The organism is Microbacterium sp. X-17 (genome assembly GCF_039615055.1).
In genome coordinates this window covers 499,029-516,519 of record NZ_JBDHNI010000002.1, presented here as the reverse complement: position 1 = coordinate 516,519, position 17,491 = coordinate 499,029, and the positions used below count along the sequence as shown (strand labels likewise).

General features: G+C 68.8%; 25 protein-coding genes. 24 read left to right on the top strand and 1 reads right to left on the bottom strand.

Annotated elements, in window-relative coordinates:
- Window positions 1-22 precede the first annotated feature (22 nt).
- A complete protein-coding gene (locus tag ABCS02_RS10930) occupies window positions 23-637 on the top strand; it encodes a hypothetical protein (RefSeq protein ID WP_345835661.1) in 615 nt (204 codons plus the stop codon).
- A gap of 195 nt (window positions 638-832) precedes the next feature.
- Here ABCS02_RS10930 and ABCS02_RS10925 read toward each other — a convergent pair whose 3' ends face one another.
- Window positions 833-1,408 (bottom strand): hypothetical protein, encoded by a 576-nt coding sequence (locus tag ABCS02_RS10925; RefSeq protein ID WP_345835660.1) that lies wholly within the window; start codon window positions 1,406-1,408, stop codon window positions 833-835.
- A gap of 126 nt (window positions 1,409-1,534) precedes the next feature.
- Between ABCS02_RS10925 and ABCS02_RS10920 the strand changes: the two genes are divergently transcribed.
- From ABCS02_RS10920 to rplE, 23 genes are all read left to right on the top strand, one after another.
- Entirely contained in the window at window positions 1,535-2,521 is a 987-nt protein-coding gene (locus tag ABCS02_RS10920; protein WP_345835659.1) for an ABC transporter, read from the top strand.
- A gap of 4 nt (window positions 2,522-2,525) precedes the next feature.
- Window positions 2,526-3,002: a hypothetical protein gene (locus tag ABCS02_RS10915; protein WP_345835658.1), complete on the top strand. Its 477-nt coding sequence runs from the start codon at window positions 2,526-2,528 to the stop codon at window positions 3,000-3,002.
- Window positions 3,003-3,066: 64 nt separating this feature from the next.
- Window positions 3,067-3,732 (top strand): spermidine/putrescine ABC transporter substrate-binding protein, encoded by a 666-nt coding sequence (locus ABCS02_RS10910; RefSeq protein ID WP_345835656.1) that lies wholly within the window; start codon window positions 3,067-3,069, stop codon window positions 3,730-3,732.
- A 57-nt stretch (window positions 3,733-3,789) separates the two neighbouring features.
- Window positions 3,790-4,995 (top strand): DUF5684 domain-containing protein, encoded by a 1,206-nt coding sequence (locus tag ABCS02_RS10905; RefSeq protein ID WP_345835655.1) that lies wholly within the window; start codon window positions 3,790-3,792, stop codon window positions 4,993-4,995.
- 234 nt (window positions 4,996-5,229) lie between these two features.
- Window positions 5,230-5,598 (top strand): 30S ribosomal protein S12, encoded by a 369-nt coding sequence (gene rpsL / locus ABCS02_RS10900; RefSeq protein WP_029145644.1) that lies wholly within the window; start codon window positions 5,230-5,232, stop codon window positions 5,596-5,598.
- A gap of 5 nt (window positions 5,599-5,603) precedes the next feature.
- Window positions 5,604-6,074 carry a 30S ribosomal protein S7 gene (gene rpsG, locus ABCS02_RS10895; RefSeq protein ID WP_345835654.1) on the top strand — a complete coding sequence of 157 codons (471 nt, stop codon included), beginning with the start codon at window positions 5,604-5,606 and terminating at the stop codon, window positions 6,072-6,074.
- 44 nt (window positions 6,075-6,118) lie between these two features.
- On the top strand, window positions 6,119-8,233 hold the full coding sequence (gene fusA / locus ABCS02_RS10890) for an elongation factor G (protein ID WP_345835653.1): 2,115 nt from the start codon (window positions 6,119-6,121) through the stop codon (window positions 8,231-8,233).
- A gap of 110 nt (window positions 8,234-8,343) precedes the next feature.
- Window positions 8,344-9,537, top strand: a complete 1,194-nt coding sequence (tuf, locus tag ABCS02_RS10885; RefSeq protein ID WP_345835652.1) for an elongation factor Tu — start codon at window positions 8,344-8,346, stop codon at window positions 9,535-9,537.
- 266 nt (window positions 9,538-9,803) lie between these two features.
- The gene (locus ABCS02_RS10880) at window positions 9,804-10,343 is read left to right on the top strand and encodes a hypothetical protein (RefSeq protein ID WP_345835651.1); all 540 of its coding nucleotides are present in this window, start codon (window positions 9,804-9,806) and stop codon (window positions 10,341-10,343) included.
- A 419-nt stretch (window positions 10,344-10,762) separates the two neighbouring features.
- Window positions 10,763-11,071 carry a 30S ribosomal protein S10 gene (gene rpsJ, locus ABCS02_RS10875; protein WP_045246810.1) on the top strand — a complete coding sequence of 103 codons (309 nt, stop codon included), beginning with the start codon at window positions 10,763-10,765 and terminating at the stop codon, window positions 11,069-11,071.
- 8 nt (window positions 11,072-11,079) lie between these two features.
- A complete protein-coding gene (gene rplC / locus ABCS02_RS10870) occupies window positions 11,080-11,739 on the top strand; it encodes a 50S ribosomal protein L3 (protein WP_345835650.1) in 660 nt (219 codons plus the stop codon).
- A gap of 4 nt (window positions 11,740-11,743) precedes the next feature.
- Window positions 11,744-12,403: a 50S ribosomal protein L4 gene (rplD, locus tag ABCS02_RS10865; protein WP_345835649.1), complete on the top strand. Its 660-nt coding sequence runs from the start codon at window positions 11,744-11,746 to the stop codon at window positions 12,401-12,403.
- Window positions 12,400-12,702, top strand: a complete 303-nt coding sequence (rplW, locus tag ABCS02_RS10860) for a 50S ribosomal protein L23 (RefSeq protein ID WP_345835648.1) — start codon at window positions 12,400-12,402, stop codon at window positions 12,700-12,702. The genes rplD and rplW overlap by 4 nt, the downstream gene beginning before the upstream one ends.
- 26 nt (window positions 12,703-12,728) lie before the next feature.
- On the top strand, window positions 12,729-13,568 hold the full coding sequence (gene rplB / locus ABCS02_RS10855) for a 50S ribosomal protein L2 (protein ID WP_345835647.1): 840 nt from the start codon (window positions 12,729-12,731) through the stop codon (window positions 13,566-13,568).
- Between the two features lie 13 nt (window positions 13,569-13,581).
- A complete protein-coding gene (gene rpsS, locus ABCS02_RS10850) occupies window positions 13,582-13,863 on the top strand; it encodes a 30S ribosomal protein S19 (protein WP_091484831.1) in 282 nt (93 codons plus the stop codon).
- Window positions 13,863-14,261, top strand: a complete 399-nt coding sequence (gene rplV / locus ABCS02_RS10845) for a 50S ribosomal protein L22 (RefSeq protein WP_345835646.1) — start codon at window positions 13,863-13,865, stop codon at window positions 14,259-14,261. The genes rpsS and rplV overlap by 1 nt, the downstream gene beginning before the upstream one ends.
- A complete protein-coding gene (gene rpsC / locus ABCS02_RS10840) occupies window positions 14,261-15,022 on the top strand; it encodes a 30S ribosomal protein S3 (RefSeq protein WP_345835645.1) in 762 nt (253 codons plus the stop codon). Before rplV ends, rpsC begins: the two co-directional genes overlap by 1 nt.
- The gene (rplP, locus tag ABCS02_RS10835; RefSeq protein WP_345835644.1) at window positions 15,022-15,441 is read left to right on the top strand and encodes a 50S ribosomal protein L16; all 420 of its coding nucleotides are present in this window, start codon (window positions 15,022-15,024) and stop codon (window positions 15,439-15,441) included. Before rpsC ends, rplP begins: the two co-directional genes overlap by 1 nt.
- Window positions 15,441-15,749 carry a 50S ribosomal protein L29 gene (gene rpmC, locus ABCS02_RS10830; RefSeq protein WP_345835643.1) on the top strand — a complete coding sequence of 103 codons (309 nt, stop codon included), beginning with the start codon at window positions 15,441-15,443 and terminating at the stop codon, window positions 15,747-15,749. The genes rplP and rpmC overlap by 1 nt, the downstream gene beginning before the upstream one ends.
- 125 nt (window positions 15,750-15,874) lie before the next feature.
- On the top strand, window positions 15,875-16,141 hold the full coding sequence (rpsQ, locus tag ABCS02_RS10825; protein ID WP_067165812.1) for a 30S ribosomal protein S17: 267 nt from the start codon (window positions 15,875-15,877) through the stop codon (window positions 16,139-16,141).
- Window positions 16,138-16,506: a 50S ribosomal protein L14 gene (gene rplN / locus ABCS02_RS10820; RefSeq protein ID WP_345835642.1), complete on the top strand. Its 369-nt coding sequence runs from the start codon at window positions 16,138-16,140 to the stop codon at window positions 16,504-16,506. The genes rpsQ and rplN overlap by 4 nt, the downstream gene beginning before the upstream one ends.
- Before the next feature lie 2 nt (window positions 16,507-16,508).
- Window positions 16,509-16,868, top strand: a complete 360-nt coding sequence (rplX, locus tag ABCS02_RS10815; protein WP_345835641.1) for a 50S ribosomal protein L24 — start codon at window positions 16,509-16,511, stop codon at window positions 16,866-16,868.
- A gap of 2 nt (window positions 16,869-16,870) precedes the next feature.
- Window positions 16,871-17,461: a 50S ribosomal protein L5 gene (rplE, locus tag ABCS02_RS10810; protein WP_345835640.1), complete on the top strand. Its 591-nt coding sequence runs from the start codon at window positions 16,871-16,873 to the stop codon at window positions 17,459-17,461.
- Window positions 17,462-17,491 lie beyond the last annotated feature (30 nt).

Genomic DNA, 17,491 nt, shown 5'->3' with positions numbered 1-17,491 from the left:
TACCGTGTCGGTGGAGGACGACATGGCGCGCATCGGCGGACGCAGCACCCTGCTGGCGGTACCCGTGGGCATCCTCTGCGCGGCCGTCGTGGCGGGCCTCCTCTGGCTCGCGGTCCCGGCCATCCCGTTCGGCGTGCAGTGGATCGGCGACACCCTCCGCGGCCCCACCTCGGCGCCCGCGGCGCAGGCGACCCACGGACCCGGACCCGCCGCCGCGCCCTCGGTCGAGGCCTGCCGCGGCATCTATACGGACGCGCTCTGGCAGGAGCTCTCCCAGCGTGCAGGCGGAGACCCGAAGCAGGATGCCGCGGCGCCCGAGACCTCGGCGTCCAGCCTCGTTGCGGCTCTCGCGCCCACCGTGCGTGAGACCTGCACCTGGAAGGGCGCGCAACTCGGCGGAATCGTCACGACCGTCTCGGACGTCCCGGCGAGCTCGACGGGGGTCGCCCGCGCCGCGTTCGAGAGCCAAGGCTTCTCGTGCAGCGGCTATGGCGATGGCATCCGCTGTCTCCGGACGACGGGCGACGTCACGGAGGACCAGGCCATCCGCGGCGGTGTCTGGCTCGCCACGACCTTCACCTCGTGGCAGCCGCAGCAGTACACCGAGCGCATCGCCCCCCAGCTCTGGCCCCGCTGACCCCCTGTCGCCGGCCCCTACCCCTCCCGCCCCACCCCCCGCTCACCCGTCGCGTGTTGCGCTCCCGCTCGCTGGAAGCGACAGGTGAGCAGAGTTCACCCGTCGCAATGTGCAGCCGGCGAGGTCGGAAGCGACGGGTGAGCGGATAGCGCGAGGCGAGGCGAGGCGCGGGAACCCGGAGGCGGACCCGCGGGATCAGGGCCAGAGGTGGGCGATGAGGCTCGAGGTGTAGCCCGTCGGCGCGATGATCGAATAGCGCGTGTCGATCAGGACGCCGTCCCGCCAGAAGAGGGTGCGGCCGTCCATGACGGGAGAGGTCGCGTCGGCCCAGGTCTTCTCGCACCGGGTGCCGCCGTCGGACGTGAAGCAGGTGAAGCCCTCGTCCTTCTGCAGCTCGTCGAGCATGTCCAGCGCGGGGGCGCGGTCGAGGTAGGAGAAGGCGGTCCACAGCCGCCCCGTGTCGGTGTATGCGCGACCCCAGATGCAGTGCATCGATCCGTCGGGCTGCCGGCCCGCGTCGCTGCCGAACCCCGGATCGTTGAGCAGCACGCCGTCGAGCTGCGTGAGCACCTCGGGGCCGAGGACCGCGCGGCAGTCCGTCGGAAGGGCGATGAGCGTCGGTGTCGGCGACGGGGTCGCGGTCGGGGAGGGGGATGCCGTGGCCGTGCTTTCCGGCCCGGTCGGGACCGCCGAGGGCTCCGGGACGCATGCGCTGAGCACGACGGCGGCGAGAGCCAGGCCGACGGCGAGAAGGGCGGGGGCGGCGCGCATGCCAGCACGATAACCCGGGCGCCGGCGTCCGGATGCCGGAGACACGCATCGTGCCTCCGCGCCTCGGCAGGGTGCCCGGGTTAGCCTCGGTGAGCGGGCGTGTGCCCGCGTGAGGAGCAGCATCCGATGAGTGACTCGAAGTCTTCATACGGCGAGCCGGTCGAGGAGCCGAAGCCGGAGGGCGACGTCGTCGACCGCGCCAACGAGGGCCTCGCGGATGCCGAGGCCGCCGGCCGCGACGCGGTGCCCGAGGTCGCCCCCGCCGAGCCCACCGCCCCCGAGGCCGCCGCCTCCGAGGCCGCTGCAACGGCTCCCGCGGATGCCGAGCCCGGGGCCGAGTCGGTCGCCTGGTACGACCGCCCGCTCGAGGAGACCCCCGGTGCCGCCGAGCCCGAGGTCGCGATCACGCCGAGCGAGCCGGTCGCCGAGACGGTCGTCGTCGCGGAGGCCGCAGTCCTCGCCCCCGAGCCGGTCCTCGCGCCCGAGCCCGTCGCGGCCCCCGAGCTCGCGCCGGTCGCGCCCGAGGTCGCGGGCATCGCCCCGGCGCTGCAGCCCATCTTCGTGCAGGCCCCGGAGCCGCCCCGCCCGCGCAGCAACCGCGGTGCCGCCGGCCTCATCGGGCTCGTCGCCGCCGCCGCGTTCGGTGTCGTCCTGCTCCTCGTCGATCTCGTGGTCGGCCTCATCCTGGGCGATGCCCTGTCATCGGCCGGCGGCCACCTGCTCCAGGCGCTCACGCACTGGTCGTTCTGGGTCCCGGTCGTCATCTTCTTCCTCGCGTTCTGGATCCTCGGCGCCCTCATCAACCGCGGCTCGTGGGGTCATTGGGTCGTGTGGGGTCTCCTCGTGGGCGTCGCGTCGTACCTCGGCTTCCTCGTCGGCCAGCTGTTCCAGGCGCCGTTCTGGGAGCTCACCGCGCGCCAGGGCCTCGACCTCCTCCAGCTCTCGCTGCTTGCCCCGCTTGCGATCGTGTCCTTCGTGGCCGGTCGTGAGCTCACGATCTGGTTCGGCGCGTGGGTCGCTGCCCGGGGTCGGAAGATCACGGAGCTGAACGAGGCCGCGCAGCGCGAGTACGAGCGCACGCTCGAGGCCGGCCCGCAGCTCTACCAGCAGTAGTCGCGTGTCGTCCCGCCGCCGAGGACCGGTCGCGCCGCGCACGGCGCTCGCGTTCTCGCTGATCGGGTTCGCCGCCCTGCTCATCGCGAGCCTCGGCATCACGAGCCTCCTCACCTCCTCGGACGTCATCGCCGTCCCCGGGGTGGGCGAACTGCCGGGGATCCTCGCGGTGGTCGCCGCGCTCGCGATGTTCGCCGGCGTGCTCTGGGTCGGCATCCGGCGCGAGCATCCCTCCTATTGGACGGCGCTGTGGACGGCCGTCGCGACCTTCCTCGCGTACCTGTTCGGCGCCGCGATCGGCGCGCTCTTCTCCGGGCATGGCATCGCGGCCTCGCTCGCGGTCGTGAGCGCGCTCGTGACCCGCTGGTACGGCGTCGTCGTGTTCGGCACGGCCGTCGTCTCGGCCTGGGCCGGGGTCGCGCTCGTCCGCACCCGGTCGGGGCGCCCACGCTGGCCGTGGGAGTCCGACGAGGACGAGTAGCGGATGCCGGGCTCCGCGGCCCGCCGTGAGGGACAGGCCGCGCGGCCTGGCGTACCTTGGAGCCGTGGAGCGGTCGCTCGAGACCCAGGTCAGCCAGGCGGTGGACGCCTGGCTGCGCTGGCTGCCCCGCTGGGAGCCCGCGACGCATCACGGGCGCGTGGCGCCGTGCCGCCGCTGCTTCGGCTCGCCGGTCCTCTCCGCCGCCGGTCTCGGATCGGACGTGCCGCACGGCGTGCAGCACGGCCTCTCCACCCGCATCAAGACGATCGTCGACCACGCGGTGGGCGACTACACGGCGCGCAACCTCCCGATGCTCCAGGCCGAGCTGGACCAGCAGGCGGCCCGTAACCGGGCCCGCAGCTACCGGCCCGCGGAGGGCCTCGATCCCGAGTTCGAGGGGCTTCCGCTCGATCCCGAGCCGGCCCCCGGCGCGCCTTTCCTCTTCACGATCGCGGGCCTCGCGGAGCAGTCGGATGCCGATGTCCCGGCGCTCCCCCCGCTCAGCGACGACGCCAAGGCGGCCCTGCGCCAGGAGCTCGGGCTGGCCGACGACTACGCGAACATGATCGGGCGCGAGGTGTGCTCGATCCTGCTCCACCACCGCCTGCGGATCCAGGCCGCGGTCACGACGTACGTCGAGCCGCAGATCTCGGCGATGCTCGACGAGCTCTCGCGCTCGCTCGACGACCCGTTCGGCATCCCTCCCGACCAGGGCGCGACGCCCCTCTGAGCCCGTTCCGCGGCGATGCGGCGGGGCGCGCGGGCACCGACGCCCTATGGTGTAACGGTGACCGACACCGGCCTGATCGCGCTCGGCGTGAGCGGACTCGTCGCCATCGCGCTCTACGTCTGGACCGCGATCGCCTTGTCGGCCGTCTTCCGCAAGGCCGGCGAGGCCGGCGGCAAGGCCTGGGTGCCGTTCCTCAACGCGGCCGTCGTGCTGGCGCTCGGCGGCTTCTCCGGTTGGCTCGTGCTGATCGTCCTCGTGCCGCTGTTCGGCGCGCTGCTGCTCTACGTGTCGATCGTCGTGGCCGCCCACCACATCAACCGGGCGTTCGGTCTCGGCGGCGGGATGACGGTGCTCGCCGCTCTCCTGTTCCCCGTCTGGGCGAGTGTCGTCGGCTTCGGCTCCGCGCGCTGGCTCGCGAGCGACGAGAACGTCGGTCCGAGCCGCAATGCCACGGTCGCGCTGTCGTTCCCCGACCTCGACGGCTCCGGTCGGGGGCGCACGTCGAGCCTCCTCGACGGCCCGCGGCCCTACCCGGAGGACGGGCTGCGGGTCATGCCCCTTCCGCCGGAGCCCGTCCCCGTCCCCGCGCCCGCGTCGGTCGCCCCCGCACCCGCCCCCGATCCCGCGTCGTGGTTCCGTGCCGGTGACGAGGTCGCCCCGCCCGCACCGCGGCCCCAGCCCGAGCCCCCACGGCTCGCGCCCGAACCGCTGCTCACCCGCCCCACGCCCGCCGACCCGGGGATCCTCCGCGCGCCGGACGCGTACGCCGGCACGGAGGACGAGGCGTTCCCCGAGGCGTCCGGCGCGGTGTCGGCCGTCGTCGGCGCTCCCCGGGCCGGGGCGCCGCGCTCGGCGCTCTCCTCCGTCTCGGCCCAGCACGCCGAGCCCGAGTCGGACTTCCCGGACGAGACGATCATCGCCCGCCGCCGGCGCCCCGCGTGGTCGCTGCATCCGGCCGGCGGCGCGCCCGTCCCGCTGGCGGGGGAGCGCGTCATCGTCGGCCGCCGCCCGGCGCCCGACCCCCTGCAGCCCGACGCGCAGCTCGTCGCGATCACCGATCCGACCCGTACGGTCTCCAAGACGCACGCGCTGCTGAGGCGCCGGGGCGAGACGTGGTATCTCACGGACCTCGGCTCGACGAACGGCGTCGTGTTCATGACCGTCCTGGGGGCCGAGGTGGATGCCGAGCCCGGTGTCGAGGTGGAGGCGGGCGAGCGGTTCCTGCTCGGCGACCTCGAGGTGCGCATCGCACGCGACGCCTGATCGCGCACCGCCCCATACGCCTGATAAGCTAGTGCGGGTGTGCGCTCATGCGCGCCTTGTGTCGTGCGCAGTCACGGGACGAGCGTCGGAGCGCCACATCCAGGGATGCGCCTGTGAACAGGCGGCCCCCACGGCATATCCATCACAGACGACGAGGCAGCAGGTCTGTCGCGTCGATGGGTTCGCGTGGCAAACCACGAACGCTGTCACCGTGCAGCACAACGAGGAGAGAACGTGCCAACCATTCAGCAGTTGGTTCGCAAGGGGCGGACGCCGAAGGTCTCGAAGACCAAGGCTCCCGCGCTGAAGTCGAACCCGCAGCAGGCGGGTGTCTGCACCCGCGTGTACACGACCACGCCCAAGAAGCCGAACTCGGCGATGCGCAAGGTCGCCCGTGTCAAGCTCCGCAACGGCACCGAGGTCACCGCCTACATCCCCGGCGAGGGCCACAACCTGCAGGAGCACTCGCTCGTGCTCGTCCGCGGCGGTCGTGTGAAGGACCTCCCCGGTGTCCGCTACAAGATCGTGCGTGGCGCTCTCGACACGCAGGCCGTCAAGAACCGTAAGCAGGCTCGCAGCCGCTACGGCGCGAAGAAGGGCTGAGAACAATGCCTCGTAAAGGTCCCGTCACCAAGCGCCCCGTCATCAACGACCCGGTCTACGGTGCGCCCATCGTCAGCCAGCTCGTCAACAAGATCCTCGTCGACGGCAAGAAGTCGATCGCGGAGTCGATCGTCTACACCGCTCTGCGCGGCGTCGAGGCCAAGAACGGTCAGGATGCCGTGACGACGCTGAAGAAGGCGCTCGACAACGTGCGCCCGACCCTCGAGGTCAAGAGCCGCCGCGTCGGCGGTTCGACCTACCAGGTGCCGATCGAGGTCAAGCCGCACCGTGCCAACACGCTCGCGCTGCGCTGGCTCGTCAGCTACGCGAAGGGTCGTCGTGAAAAGACGATGACCGAGCGTCTGCAGAACGAGATCCTCGACGCCTCCAACGGCCTCGGCGCCGCCGTGAAGCGTCGCGAGGACACGCACAAGATGGCCGAGTCCAACCGGGCCTTCGCGCACTACCGCTGGTAACCCCCGTACACCGCATCCCGCCTGTTCAGTAAAGGAAGACCCCCGTGGCACAAGACGTGCTGACAGACCTCACGAAGGTCCGCAACTTCGGCATCATGGCGCACATCGACGCCGGCAAGACCACCACGACCGAGCGGATCCTGTTCTACACGGGGATCACGCACAAGATCGGCGAGGTGCACGACGGTGCCGCGACGATGGACTGGATGGCGCAGGAGCAGGAGCGCGGCATCACGATCACGTCGGCGGCGACGACGTGCTTCTGGAACGGCATCCAGCTCAACATCATCGACACGCCCGGCCACGTCGACTTCACGGTCGAGGTGGAGCGCAACCTCCGGGTGCTGGACGGTGCGGTCGCGGTGTTCGACGGCAAGGAGGGCGTGGAGCCCCAGTCCGAGACGGTGTGGCGCCAGGCCGACAAGTACGACGTGCCGCGCATCTGCTTCGTCAACAAGATGGACAAGCTCGGCGCCGACTTCTACTTCACGGTCGACACGATCGTGAAGCGCCTCGGTGCGAAGCCGCTCGTCATCCAGCTGCCGATCGGGGCGGAGAGCGACTTCGTGGGCGTCATCGACCTCGTCGAGATGCGCGCGCTGGTCTGGCCGGGTGACGCCAAGGGCGATGTGACGATGGGCGCCAAGTACGAGGTGCAGGAGATCCCCGCGGATCTCGCCGACCGTGCGGCGGAGTATCGGGAGAAGCTGCTCGAAGCGGTCGCGGAGACCGACGAGGCGCTGCTGGAGAAGCACTTCAGCGGTGAGGGTCTGACGGTCGAGGAGATCAAGGGCGCGATCCGCAAGCTCACGATCGCGTCCGAGGTGTACCCGGTCCTCTGCGGTTCGGCGTTCAAGAACCGCGGCGTGCAGCCGATGCTCGACGCGGTCGTGGACTACCTGCCGTCGCCGCTGGACATGCCGGCCGTCGAGGCGCACGACCCGAAGGACGAGGAGAAGGTCATCCTCCGTCACGCGGACGCGAAGGAGCCCTTCGCGGCGCTCGCGTTCAAGATCATGACGCACCCCTTCTTCGGCCGCCTGACGTACATTCGCGTGTACTCGGGTGAGCTCACCTCCGGCGCGCAGGTCATCAACTCGACCAAGGGCAAGAAGGAGCGCATCGGGAAGATCTTCCAGATGCACGCCAACAAGGAGAACCCGGTCGACGGCGTGACGGCGGGGCACATCTACGCCGTCATCGGTCTGAAGGACACCACGACGGGCGACACCCTGAGCGACCCGGCCGACCAGGTCGTCCTCGAGTCGATGACCTTCCCCGAGCCCGTGCTCGAGGTGGCCATCGAGCCGAAGACGAAGGCCGACCAGGAGAAGCTGGGCACCGCGATCCAGAAGCTCGCCGAGGAAGACCCGACGTTCCGCGTCGAGCAGAACGGCGAGACCGGGCAGACGGTCATCAAGGGCATGGGCGAGCTGCACCTCGACATCCTGGTCGACCGCATGAAGCGCGAGTTCAACGTCGAGGCGAACGTCGGCAAGCCGCAGGTCGCGTATCGCGAGACCATCCGCAACACGGTCGAGAAGCACGACTACACGCACAAGAAGCAGACCGGTGGTTCCGGCCAGTTCGCGAAGATCCAGTTCACGATCGAGCCCCTCGAGGTCACGGCGGACAAGATCTACGAGTTCGAGAACAAGGTCACCGGTGGCCGCATCCCGCGCGAGTACATCGGCCCCACCGACCAGGGCTTCCAGGACGCGATGAACGTCGGTGTCCTCGCGGGCTACCCGATGGTGGGCGTCAAGGCGATCCTGCTGGACGGCGCGTCGCACGACGTCGACTCCTCGGAGATGGCGTTCAAGATCGCCGGCTCGATGGGCTTCAAGGAGGCCATCCGCCGCGCGAGCCCCGTCATCCTCGAGCCGATCATGGCCGTCGAGGTGCGTACGCCCGAGGAGTACATGGGCGACGTCATCGGCGACCTGAACTCGCGTCGCGGTCAGATCCAGTCGATGGAGGATGCGGCCGGCGTGAAGGTCGTCCGTGCGAACGTCCCGCTGTCGGAGATGTTCGGCTACATCGGCGACCTGCGTTCCAAGACCAGCGGCCGTGCCGTCTACTCGATGGTGTTCGACAGCTACGCCGAGGTGCCGCGCAACGTCGCGGACGAGATCATCCAGAAGACCAAGGGCGAGTAGCCCGAGGTTTCCGCAAAGACCCTCTCTACTACACTGATCAACATCCCGTAGAGCGCCCGGTCGCAATCCAGTGACCGGCGCTTCTACACGACCGTCCTGAGGAGGACCCAGTGGCTAAGGCCAAGTTCGAGCGGACCAAGCCGCACGTGAACATCGGAACGATCGGTCACGTCGACCACGGCAAGACCACGCTCACCGCCGCGATCTCGAAGGTGCTCGCCGACAAGTACCCGTCGGCCACCAACGTGCAGCGCGACTTCGCGTCGATCGACTCGGCTCCCGAGGAGCGTCAGCGCGGTATCACGATCAACATCTCCCACGTCGAGTACGAGACGCCGAAGCGCCACTACGCGCACGTCGACGCCCCGGGCCACGCCGACTACATCAAGAACATGATCACGGGTGCCGCTCAGATGGACGGCGCGATCCTCGTGGTCGCGGCGACCGACGGTCCCATGGCGCAGACGCGCGAGCACGTGCTGCTCGCCAAGCAGGTTGGCGTGCCCTACCTGCTCGTCGCGCTCAACAAGGCCGACATGGTCGACGACGAGGAGATCCTCGAGCTCGTCGAGCTGGAGGTTCGTGAGCTCCTCTCGAGCCAGGACTTCGACGGCGACAACGCGCCGGTCGTGCGCGTCTCGGGCCTGAAGGCGCTCGAGGGCGACGAGAAGTGGACGCAGTCCGTCCTCGACCTGATGGACGCGGTCGACGAGTCGATCCCGGACCCGGTGCGCGACAAGGACAAGCCGTTCCTCATGCCGATCGAGGACGTCTTCACGATCACCGGTCGTGGCACGGTCGTGACGGGTCGCGCCGAGCGCGGCACGCTCGCGATCAACTCCGAGGTCGAGATCGTGGGTCTGCGCCCGACGCAGAAGACCATCGTCACGGGCATCGAGATGTTCCACAAGCAGCTCGACGAGGCCTGGGCCGGCGAGAACTGTGGTCTGCTCCTCCGTGGCACCAAGCGTGACGAGGTCGAGCGCGGCCAGGTCGTCGTGAAGCCGGGTTCGGTCACGCCGCACACCAACTTCGAGGGCACCGCGTACATCCTCTCCAAGGAGGAGGGCGGCCGTCACAACCCCTTCTACACGAACTACCGTCCGCAGTTCTACTTCCGGACGACCGACGTGACCGGCGTCATCTCGCTGCCCGAGGGCACCGAGATGGTCATGCCCGGCGACACGACGGACATGACGGTCGAGCTCATCCAGCCGATCGCCATGGAAGAGGGCCTCGGCTTCGCGATCCGTGAGGGTGGCCGCACTGTCGGCGCCGGCACGGTGGTGAAGATCCTCAAGTAACTCTGCTGTATAGACGAGGGCTGGGTCCGAGCGCGAAGCTCGGCCCCGGCCCTCGGTTTTTTATGAGGATGTTTCGGAAAGGTGAACTCCGGTAGCTGTGAGTTGTCGGTTAAGGCGGCACTCGCTAAAGTGGGGCTCGCAGGGGTGGGAGACGCAGAGATCGTCGAGTTGGTGGGCGGTCGTGTCGTGGCGGTACCCGCCCAAATCCAGTCGGAGTCAGCGCACCGGTTCCGCAGCAGATCCCCCACGACCATCGGAGAACTCTCATGAAGAACATTCGCACGAAGATCGCGGCTGTCGTCATCGCCGCGGCCGCGCTCGTCGCGGCTCCCTCGGCTGCCGCTCTCGCCTCGACGTACCCGCCCGCCAACGGCATCACCGTCAGCAACACGACCCCGGCCCCTGGCTCGCCGGTCACTCTGACGGCGAGCGGCTACACGCCCGGCACGCCGGTGACGTTCACCATCACGGGTGAGAACGCCGACCAGATCGCCCTCGTCAAGTTCGCGGTCACCACCAAGACGCTCGGCCCGGTCTCGGCGAACTCGTCGGGTGTCGCGGCGCTCACCATCACCCTCCCGAGCTCGGCCAGCGGGTCGTACGGCATCGTGGCGTCCGCGCCCGGGTTCGCCAACCAGAGCAGCAGCATCACGGTCTCAACGACCGGTGGCAGCGCGCTGCCCCCGACCGGTTTCGACGCGGCGTCGATGGCCGGTATCTGGATCGGCGGCGGCGTCCTGCTGCTCGGCGGCCTCGTGGTCACGGTCGTGGCCGCGCGTCGCAAGAGCTCCTCGCAGGAGCGCTGAGCGCACTCCGCACTCTCCTCGAAGGCCCCCGCAGACGCGGGGGCCTTCGTCGTGCGCGGCGCGACACGCCCGGGTTGCGTGGATGCGCGCGCGCATGGCAGAATGTTCAGGTTCCACACTCCGGTGGCTGCGCAATTGCGTGCCCCGGGTCACTGCCAGGGCAGTGCATAGGCCGGCGCTGAGCGTCGCGAACCTAGGCCGCGGGCAGGGGACAACTCATCCGGTCTCTTCCTCCGAGCACGTTCGCGTGCGCCGGCGGGGGACCGGGGCCGGGAGGCCTCCTTCCGGTTGACAGCAGAACAGCGGTGCAGCATCCCGTGCAAGCGGGAGAGTGCCTGGGCGCGACCGAGCGCCACCGTGCGTCCGATGCCCCGGAGATCCTCCGGAGGTAAGACGCGAGACAGAGAGTGAGCAGACACATGGCGGGACAGAAGATCCGTATTCGCCTGAAGTCGTACGACCACGCGGGCCTCGACTCGTCCGCGCGCAAGATCGTCGACACCGTGACCCGTGCGGGCGCGACCGTCGTGGGCCCCGTGCCCCTTCCGACCGAGAAGAACGTCGTCGTCGTCATCCGGTCGCCGCACAAGTACAAGGACAGCCGCGAGCACTTCGAGATGCGCACCCACAAGCGTCTGATCGACATCATCGACCCGACGCCGAAGGCCGTCGACTCGCTGATGCGGCTCGACCTCCCGGCCGACGTCAACATCGAGATCAAGCTCTGAGGTTCGACGTGGCTGACATCAACTCCAAGGTTTCCAAGGGCCTGCTGGGCACGAAGCTCGGCATGACCCAGGTCTGGGACGCGCAGGGCAAGCTCGTCCCCGTCACCGTCATCGAGGTGACCCCCAACGTCGTGACCCAGGTCCGCACGCCCGAGAAGGACGGCTACAACGCCGTTCAGATCGCCGCGGGCCAGATCGACCCCCGCAAGGTGACCAAGCCCCTCGAGGGCCACTTCGACGCCGCCGGCGTGACGCCGCGTCGTCACGTCACCGAGATCCGCACCGCCGACGCCTCCGACTACTCACTCGGTCAGGAGCTCACGGTGGATGGCGTGTTCGAGGCGGGCCAGCGGGTCGACGTCGTCGGCACCAGCAAGGGCAAGGGCACCGCGGGTGTCATGAAGCGCCACAACTTCCAGGGCGTCTCGGCCTCCCACGGTGCGCACCGCAACCACCGCAAGCCGGGCTCGATCGGCGCCTCGTCGACGCCGAGCCGCGTCTTCAAGGGCATGCGCATGGCCGGCCGCATGGGTGGCGAGCGCGTGACCGTCCTCAACCTGACGGTCCACGCCGTCGACGCCGAGAAGGGCCTGCTGCTCGTCAAGGGCGCCGTCCCCGGCGCGCGCGGCCGGCTCGTCTACGTCCGCAACGCAGTGAAGGGGGCCTGAGCACATGGCTGACTCCACGTCCACGCTCGAGATCCACGCGGCGTCCGGCAAGAAGGCCGGCTCGGTCGAGCTGCCCGCCGCCATCTTCGACGTCAAGACCAACGTCCCGCTGATCCACCAGGTCGTCGTCGCGCAGCTCGCGGCGGCGCGCCAGGGCACGCACTCGACGAAGCGTCGCGGCGAGGTCTCCGGTGCCGGCCGCAAGCCCTTCAAGCAGAAGGGCACGGGCAACGCCCGTCAGGGCTCGATCCGCGCGCCGCACATGACCGGCGGTGGCATCGTTCACGGCCCGAAGCCGCGCGACTACGCGCAGCGGACGCCCAAGAAGATGATCGCTGGCGCCCTCCTGGGTGCGCTGAGCGACCGCGCGCGCGGTGAGCGCCTGCACATCGTCGACTCGTTCGGCGTCGAGGGCGCTCCTTCGACGAAGGCGGCCGCCGCGGTGCTCGAGGCGCTCGCGCCGACGAAGAACGTGCTGGTCGTCATCGACCGCGACGACGAGCTCACGGTCAAGAGCGTGCGCAACCTCGCGTACGTCCACGTGCTCGACTACGGCCAGCTGAACGCTTACGACGTGCTCGTCGCCGACGACATCGTCTTCACCAAGGCCGCCTACGACGCGTTCGTCGCGTCGAAGACGTCCACCGAGGAGGTCTCGGCATGAGTGCCGTCGTCAACAAGGACCCGCGCGACATCATCCTGAAGCCGGTCGTCTCGGAGAAGAGCTACTCGCTGATCGACGAGGGCAAGTACACGTTCTACGTGGACCCCCGCTCGAACAAGACCGAGATCAAGCTCGCGATCGAGAAGATCTTCGGCGTCAAGGTCGCGTCGGTGAACACGATCAACCGCATCGGCAAGGCCCGTCGCACCCGCTTCGGCGCCGGCAAGCGCAAGGACACCAAGCGCGCCATCGTGACGCTCAAGTCGGGCACCATCGACATCTTCACGGCAGTCGGCTGACGGTCGGGACAGAGGACTAGAGAACTATGGCTATTCGCAAGTACAAGCCCACGACGCCCGGTCGTCGCGGCTCGTCCGTGGCCGACTTCGCCGAGATCACGCGATCGACGCCGGAGAAGTCCCTGCTGCGCCCCATCCCGAAGACGGGTGGTCGCAACAACCAGGGCCGGATCACCACGCGCCACATCGGCGGCGGGCACAAGCGCCAGTACCGCGTCATCGACTTCCGTCGTAACGACAAGGACGGCGTGAACGCCAAGGTCGCGCACATCGAGTACGACCCCAACCGCACCGCGCGCATCGCGCTCCTGCACTACCTGGACGGCGAGAAGCGCTACATCCTCGCGCCGAACAAGCTGCAGCAGGGCGACATCGTCGAGTCCGGCGCGTCGGCGGACATCAAGCCCGGCAACAACCTGCCGCTGCGCAACATCCCCACGGGTACCGTCGTCCACGCGATCGAGCTCCGTCCCGGCGGCGGCGCGAAGATGGCCCGTTCGGCGGGCGCCTCCGTGCGTCTCGTCGCCAAGGACGGCCCGTACGCCCAGCTGCGTCTCCCCTCGGGCGAGATCCGCAACGTGGACGCCCGCTGCCGGGCGACGATCGGCGAGGTCGGCAACGCCGAGCAGTCGAACATCAACTGGGGCAAGGCCGGCCGCAAGCGCTGGAAGGGCGTCCGACCCACGGTGCGCGGTGTCGCGATGAACCCGGTCGACCACCCGCACGGTGGTGGTGAGGGCAAGACGTCCGGTGGTCGCCACCCCGTCTCGCCGTGGGGCCAGAAGGAAGGCCGCACGCGTCACGCGAACAAGGAAAGCGACCAGCTGATCGTCCGCCGTCGCAACGCCGGCAAGAAGCGCAAGTAGGTAGGAGCAGAAGATGCCACGCAGTCTCAAGAAGGGCCCCTTCGTCGACGAGCACCTGCTTCGCAAGGTCGTCGTCCAGAACGAGGCGGGTAGCAAGAACGTCATCAAGACCTGGTCGCGTCGCTCGATGATCGTGCCCGCGATGCTGGGTCACACGATCGCCGTGCACGACGGTCGCAAGCACATCCCCGTGTTCGTGACCGAGACGATGGTCGGCCACAAGCTGGGCGAGTTCGCGCCCACCCGCACCTTCCGCGGCCACGAGAAGGACGACAAGAAGGGGCGGCGACGCTAATGGTGGAATCCATCGCACGCGTGAAGCACATCCGCGTGACCCCTCAGAAGGCTCGTCGCGTCGTCGCGCTCATCAAGGGCAAGCAGGCGCAGGAGGCCCTCGCGATCCTGAAGTTCGCGCCGCAGAGCGCCAGCGAGCCGATCTACAAGCTCGTGGCCTCGGCGATCGCGAACGCCCGCGTGAAGGCGGACCAGGCGAGCGAGTACCTCGACGAGCAGGACCTGTACGTGAAGAACGCGTACGTCGACGAGGGCGCGACGCTCAAGCGTTTCCAGCCCCGTGCACAGGGCCGCGCGTTCCAGATCAAGAAGCGCACGAGCCACATCACGATCGTGCTCGGCACGCCGGAGGCCGACGAGGCCGCGGCGACCGCCACCACGAAGAAGGCGAGCAAGTAATGGGACAGAAGGTCAACCCGTACGGCTTCCGCCTCGGCATCACGACCGACCACGTGTCGCGGTGGTTCTCGGACTCGACGAAGCCCGGCCAGCGTTACGCCGACTACGTCGCCGAGGACATCAAGATCCGTAGGCTCCTGCAGACGCAGCTGGATCGCGCCGGCGTGAGCAACATCGAGATCGAGCGTACGCGCGACCGCGTCCGCGTCGACATCCACACCGCCCGTCCGGGCATCGTGATCGGCCGCCGCGGCGCCGAGGCCGAGCGCATCCGCACCGACCTCGAGAAGCTCACCGGCAAGCAGATCCAGCTGAACATCCTCGAGGTCAAGAACCCCGAGGCCGACGCGCAGCTGGTCGCCCAGGGTGTCGCGGAGCAGCTGAGCGCCCGCGTGGCGTTCCGTCGCGCGATGCGCAAGGGCCTGCAGGGCGCTCAGCGCGCCGGCGCCAAGGGCGTCCGCATCCAGGTCTCGGGCCGCCTCGGCGGCGCGGAGATGAGCCGCTCGGAGTTCTACCGTGAGGGTCGCGTCCCGCTGCACACGCTCCGCGCCAACATCGACTACGGCTTCTACGAGGCCAAGACGACGTTCGGCCGGATCGGCGTGAAGGTGTGGATCTACAAGGGCGATCTCACCAACAAGGAGCTCGCGCGCGAGCAGGCCAACGCGCCGAAGCAGTCTCGCGGTCGCGATGACCGCGGCGGCGACCGTCGTCGTGGCCCGCGCAGCGAGGCCCCCGTCACCGAAGGAGCGTCGGCGTAATGCTCATCCCCCGCAAGGTCAAGTACCGCAAGCAGCACCACCCCGGCCGTGACGGCCAGGCGACGGGCGGCACGAAGGTCTCGTTCGGTGAGTACGGCATCCAGGCGATCACGCCGGCGTACGTGACCAACCGTCAGATCGAGTCCGCTCGTATCGCGATGACCCGTCACATCAAGCGCGGCGGCAAGGTGTGGATCAACATCTACCCCGACCGTCCCCTCACGAAGAAGCCCGCGGAGACCCGAATGGGTTCCGGTAAGGGCTCGCCGGAGTGGTGGGTCGCGAACATCAAGCCGGGTCGCGTCCTCTTCGAGGTCGCCGGTGTCAACGAGGAGCTCGCTCGCGAGGCCCTGACCCGTGCCATCCACAAGCTGCCCCTGAAGGCACGCATCATCAAGCGCGAGGAGGGCGACGCGTAATGGCGATCGGCACCAAGACGCTCGCCCCGAGCGAGCTGGACACGTTCGAAGACCAGCGACTCGTCGAGGAGCTGCGCAAGGCCAAGGAAGAGCTGTTCAACCTGCGCTTCCAGTCGGCCACGGGCACGCTCGAGAGCCACGGTCGCATCCGCGCCGTCAAGCGCGACATCGCGCGTATCTACACGATCATCCGCGAGCGCGAGCTCGGCATCCGCGCGACCCCGGTCGCCGTGGAGGCTGCGCCCAAGCGTTCGCGGGCGAAGAAGTCGGATGCCTCGGCTGAGGCAGTGAAGGAAGAGGCCGAGTGATGGCTGACACCACCGAGAAGAAGGCTCCGGCCGCGAAGAAGCCGGCGGCGAAGAAGGCCGCTGCGGCGGTCGTGGAGGAGACTCCGGTCGCGCAGGCGGCGGGGCACGAGAGCGCCGCGCACGATGTGCGCGACGCCGACGCCCGTGGCTACCGCAAGGCCCGCCGCGGCTACGTCGTGAGCGACAAGATGGACAAGACCATCGTCGTAGAGGTCGAGGACCGCGTGAAGCACCCGCTCTACGGCAAGGTCATCCGCCGCACGTCGAAGGTCAAGGCGCACGACGAGGCGAACACCGCCGGGATCGGCGACCTCGTCCTCATCAACGAGACCCGCCCGCTGAGCGCCACGAAGCGCTGGCGTCTGGTGGAGATCCTGGAGAAGGCCAAGTGATTCAGACCGAGACCCGGCTCAAGGTCGCCGACAACACCGGCGCCAAGGAGCTGCTCACGATCCGTGTCCTCGGCGGTTCCAACCGTCGTTACGCGGGCCTGGGCGACGTCATCGTCGCGACCGTCAAGGACGCGATCCCGGGCGGCAACGTCAAGAAGGGCGATGTCGTCAAGGCCGTCATCGTGCGCGCCGTCAAGCAGACGCGTCGCGCCGACGGCTCCTACATCAAGTTCGACGAGAACGCGGCCGTCATCCTCAAGAACGACGGCGAGCCGCGCGGTACGCGCATCTTCGGGCCGGTCGGACGTGAGCTTCGCGACAAGAAGTTCATGAAGATCGTCTCGCTGGCGCCGGAGGTCATCTGATCATGGCGAACATCAAGAAGGGCGACCTGGTTCAGGTCATCTCGGGCCCCAAGCCCGAGCGCGGCGGCGACCGGGGCAAGCAGGGCAAGGTCCTCGAGGTCCTCGTCGAGCAGGACCGCGTCATCGTCGAGGGCGTCAACTACGTGACCAAGCACACCCGCGTCGGCCAGACGCAGCGCGGCACGAAGACCGGCGGCATCGAGACCGTCGAGGCGCCCATCCACATTTCCAACGTCCAGGTCGTCGACCCCGGCACGAAGAAGCCGACCCGTGTCGGCCACCGTGTCGAGGAGCAGACGAAGGACGGCGTGAAGCGCACGGTCCGCGTGCGCTACGCGAAGAAGAGCGGCAAGGACCTCTGAGCATGAGCATCGACACTGCCGCGCCGGCTGGCAAGATCCAGCCGCGCCTGAAGCAGAAGTACAACAGCGAGATCAAGAAGGCGCTGCAGGAGGAGTTCGGTTACGCGAACGTCATGCAGATCCCCGGTCTCGTGAAGGTCGTCGTGAACACCGGTGTCGGCGAGGCTGCTCGCGACAGCAAGGTGATCGACGGCGCAGTCGACGATCTGACGAAGATCACCGGCCAGAAGCCGATCGTGACGAAGGCCCGTAAGTCCATCGCGCAGTTCAAGCTGCGCGAGGGCCAGGCCATCGGCGCGCACGTGACGCTGCGCGGCGACCGGGCCTGGGAGTTCCTGGACCGCCTCGTGAGCCTCGCGCTGCCCCGCATCCGCGACTTCCGCGGTCTGTCGGCGAAGCAGTTCGACGGTCACGGCAACTACACGTTCGGCGTGCAGGAGCAGTCGATCTTCCACGAGATCAACCAGGACCGGATCGACCGCGTCCGCGGCTTCGACATCACCGTCGTCACGACCGCGACCACGGATGACGAGGGTCGCGCGCTCCTGCGTCACCTCGGCTTCCCGTTCCGCGGCGCCGACCAGCAGGCCTGACCCCTACCGAATATCCAGTCATAGCAGGTC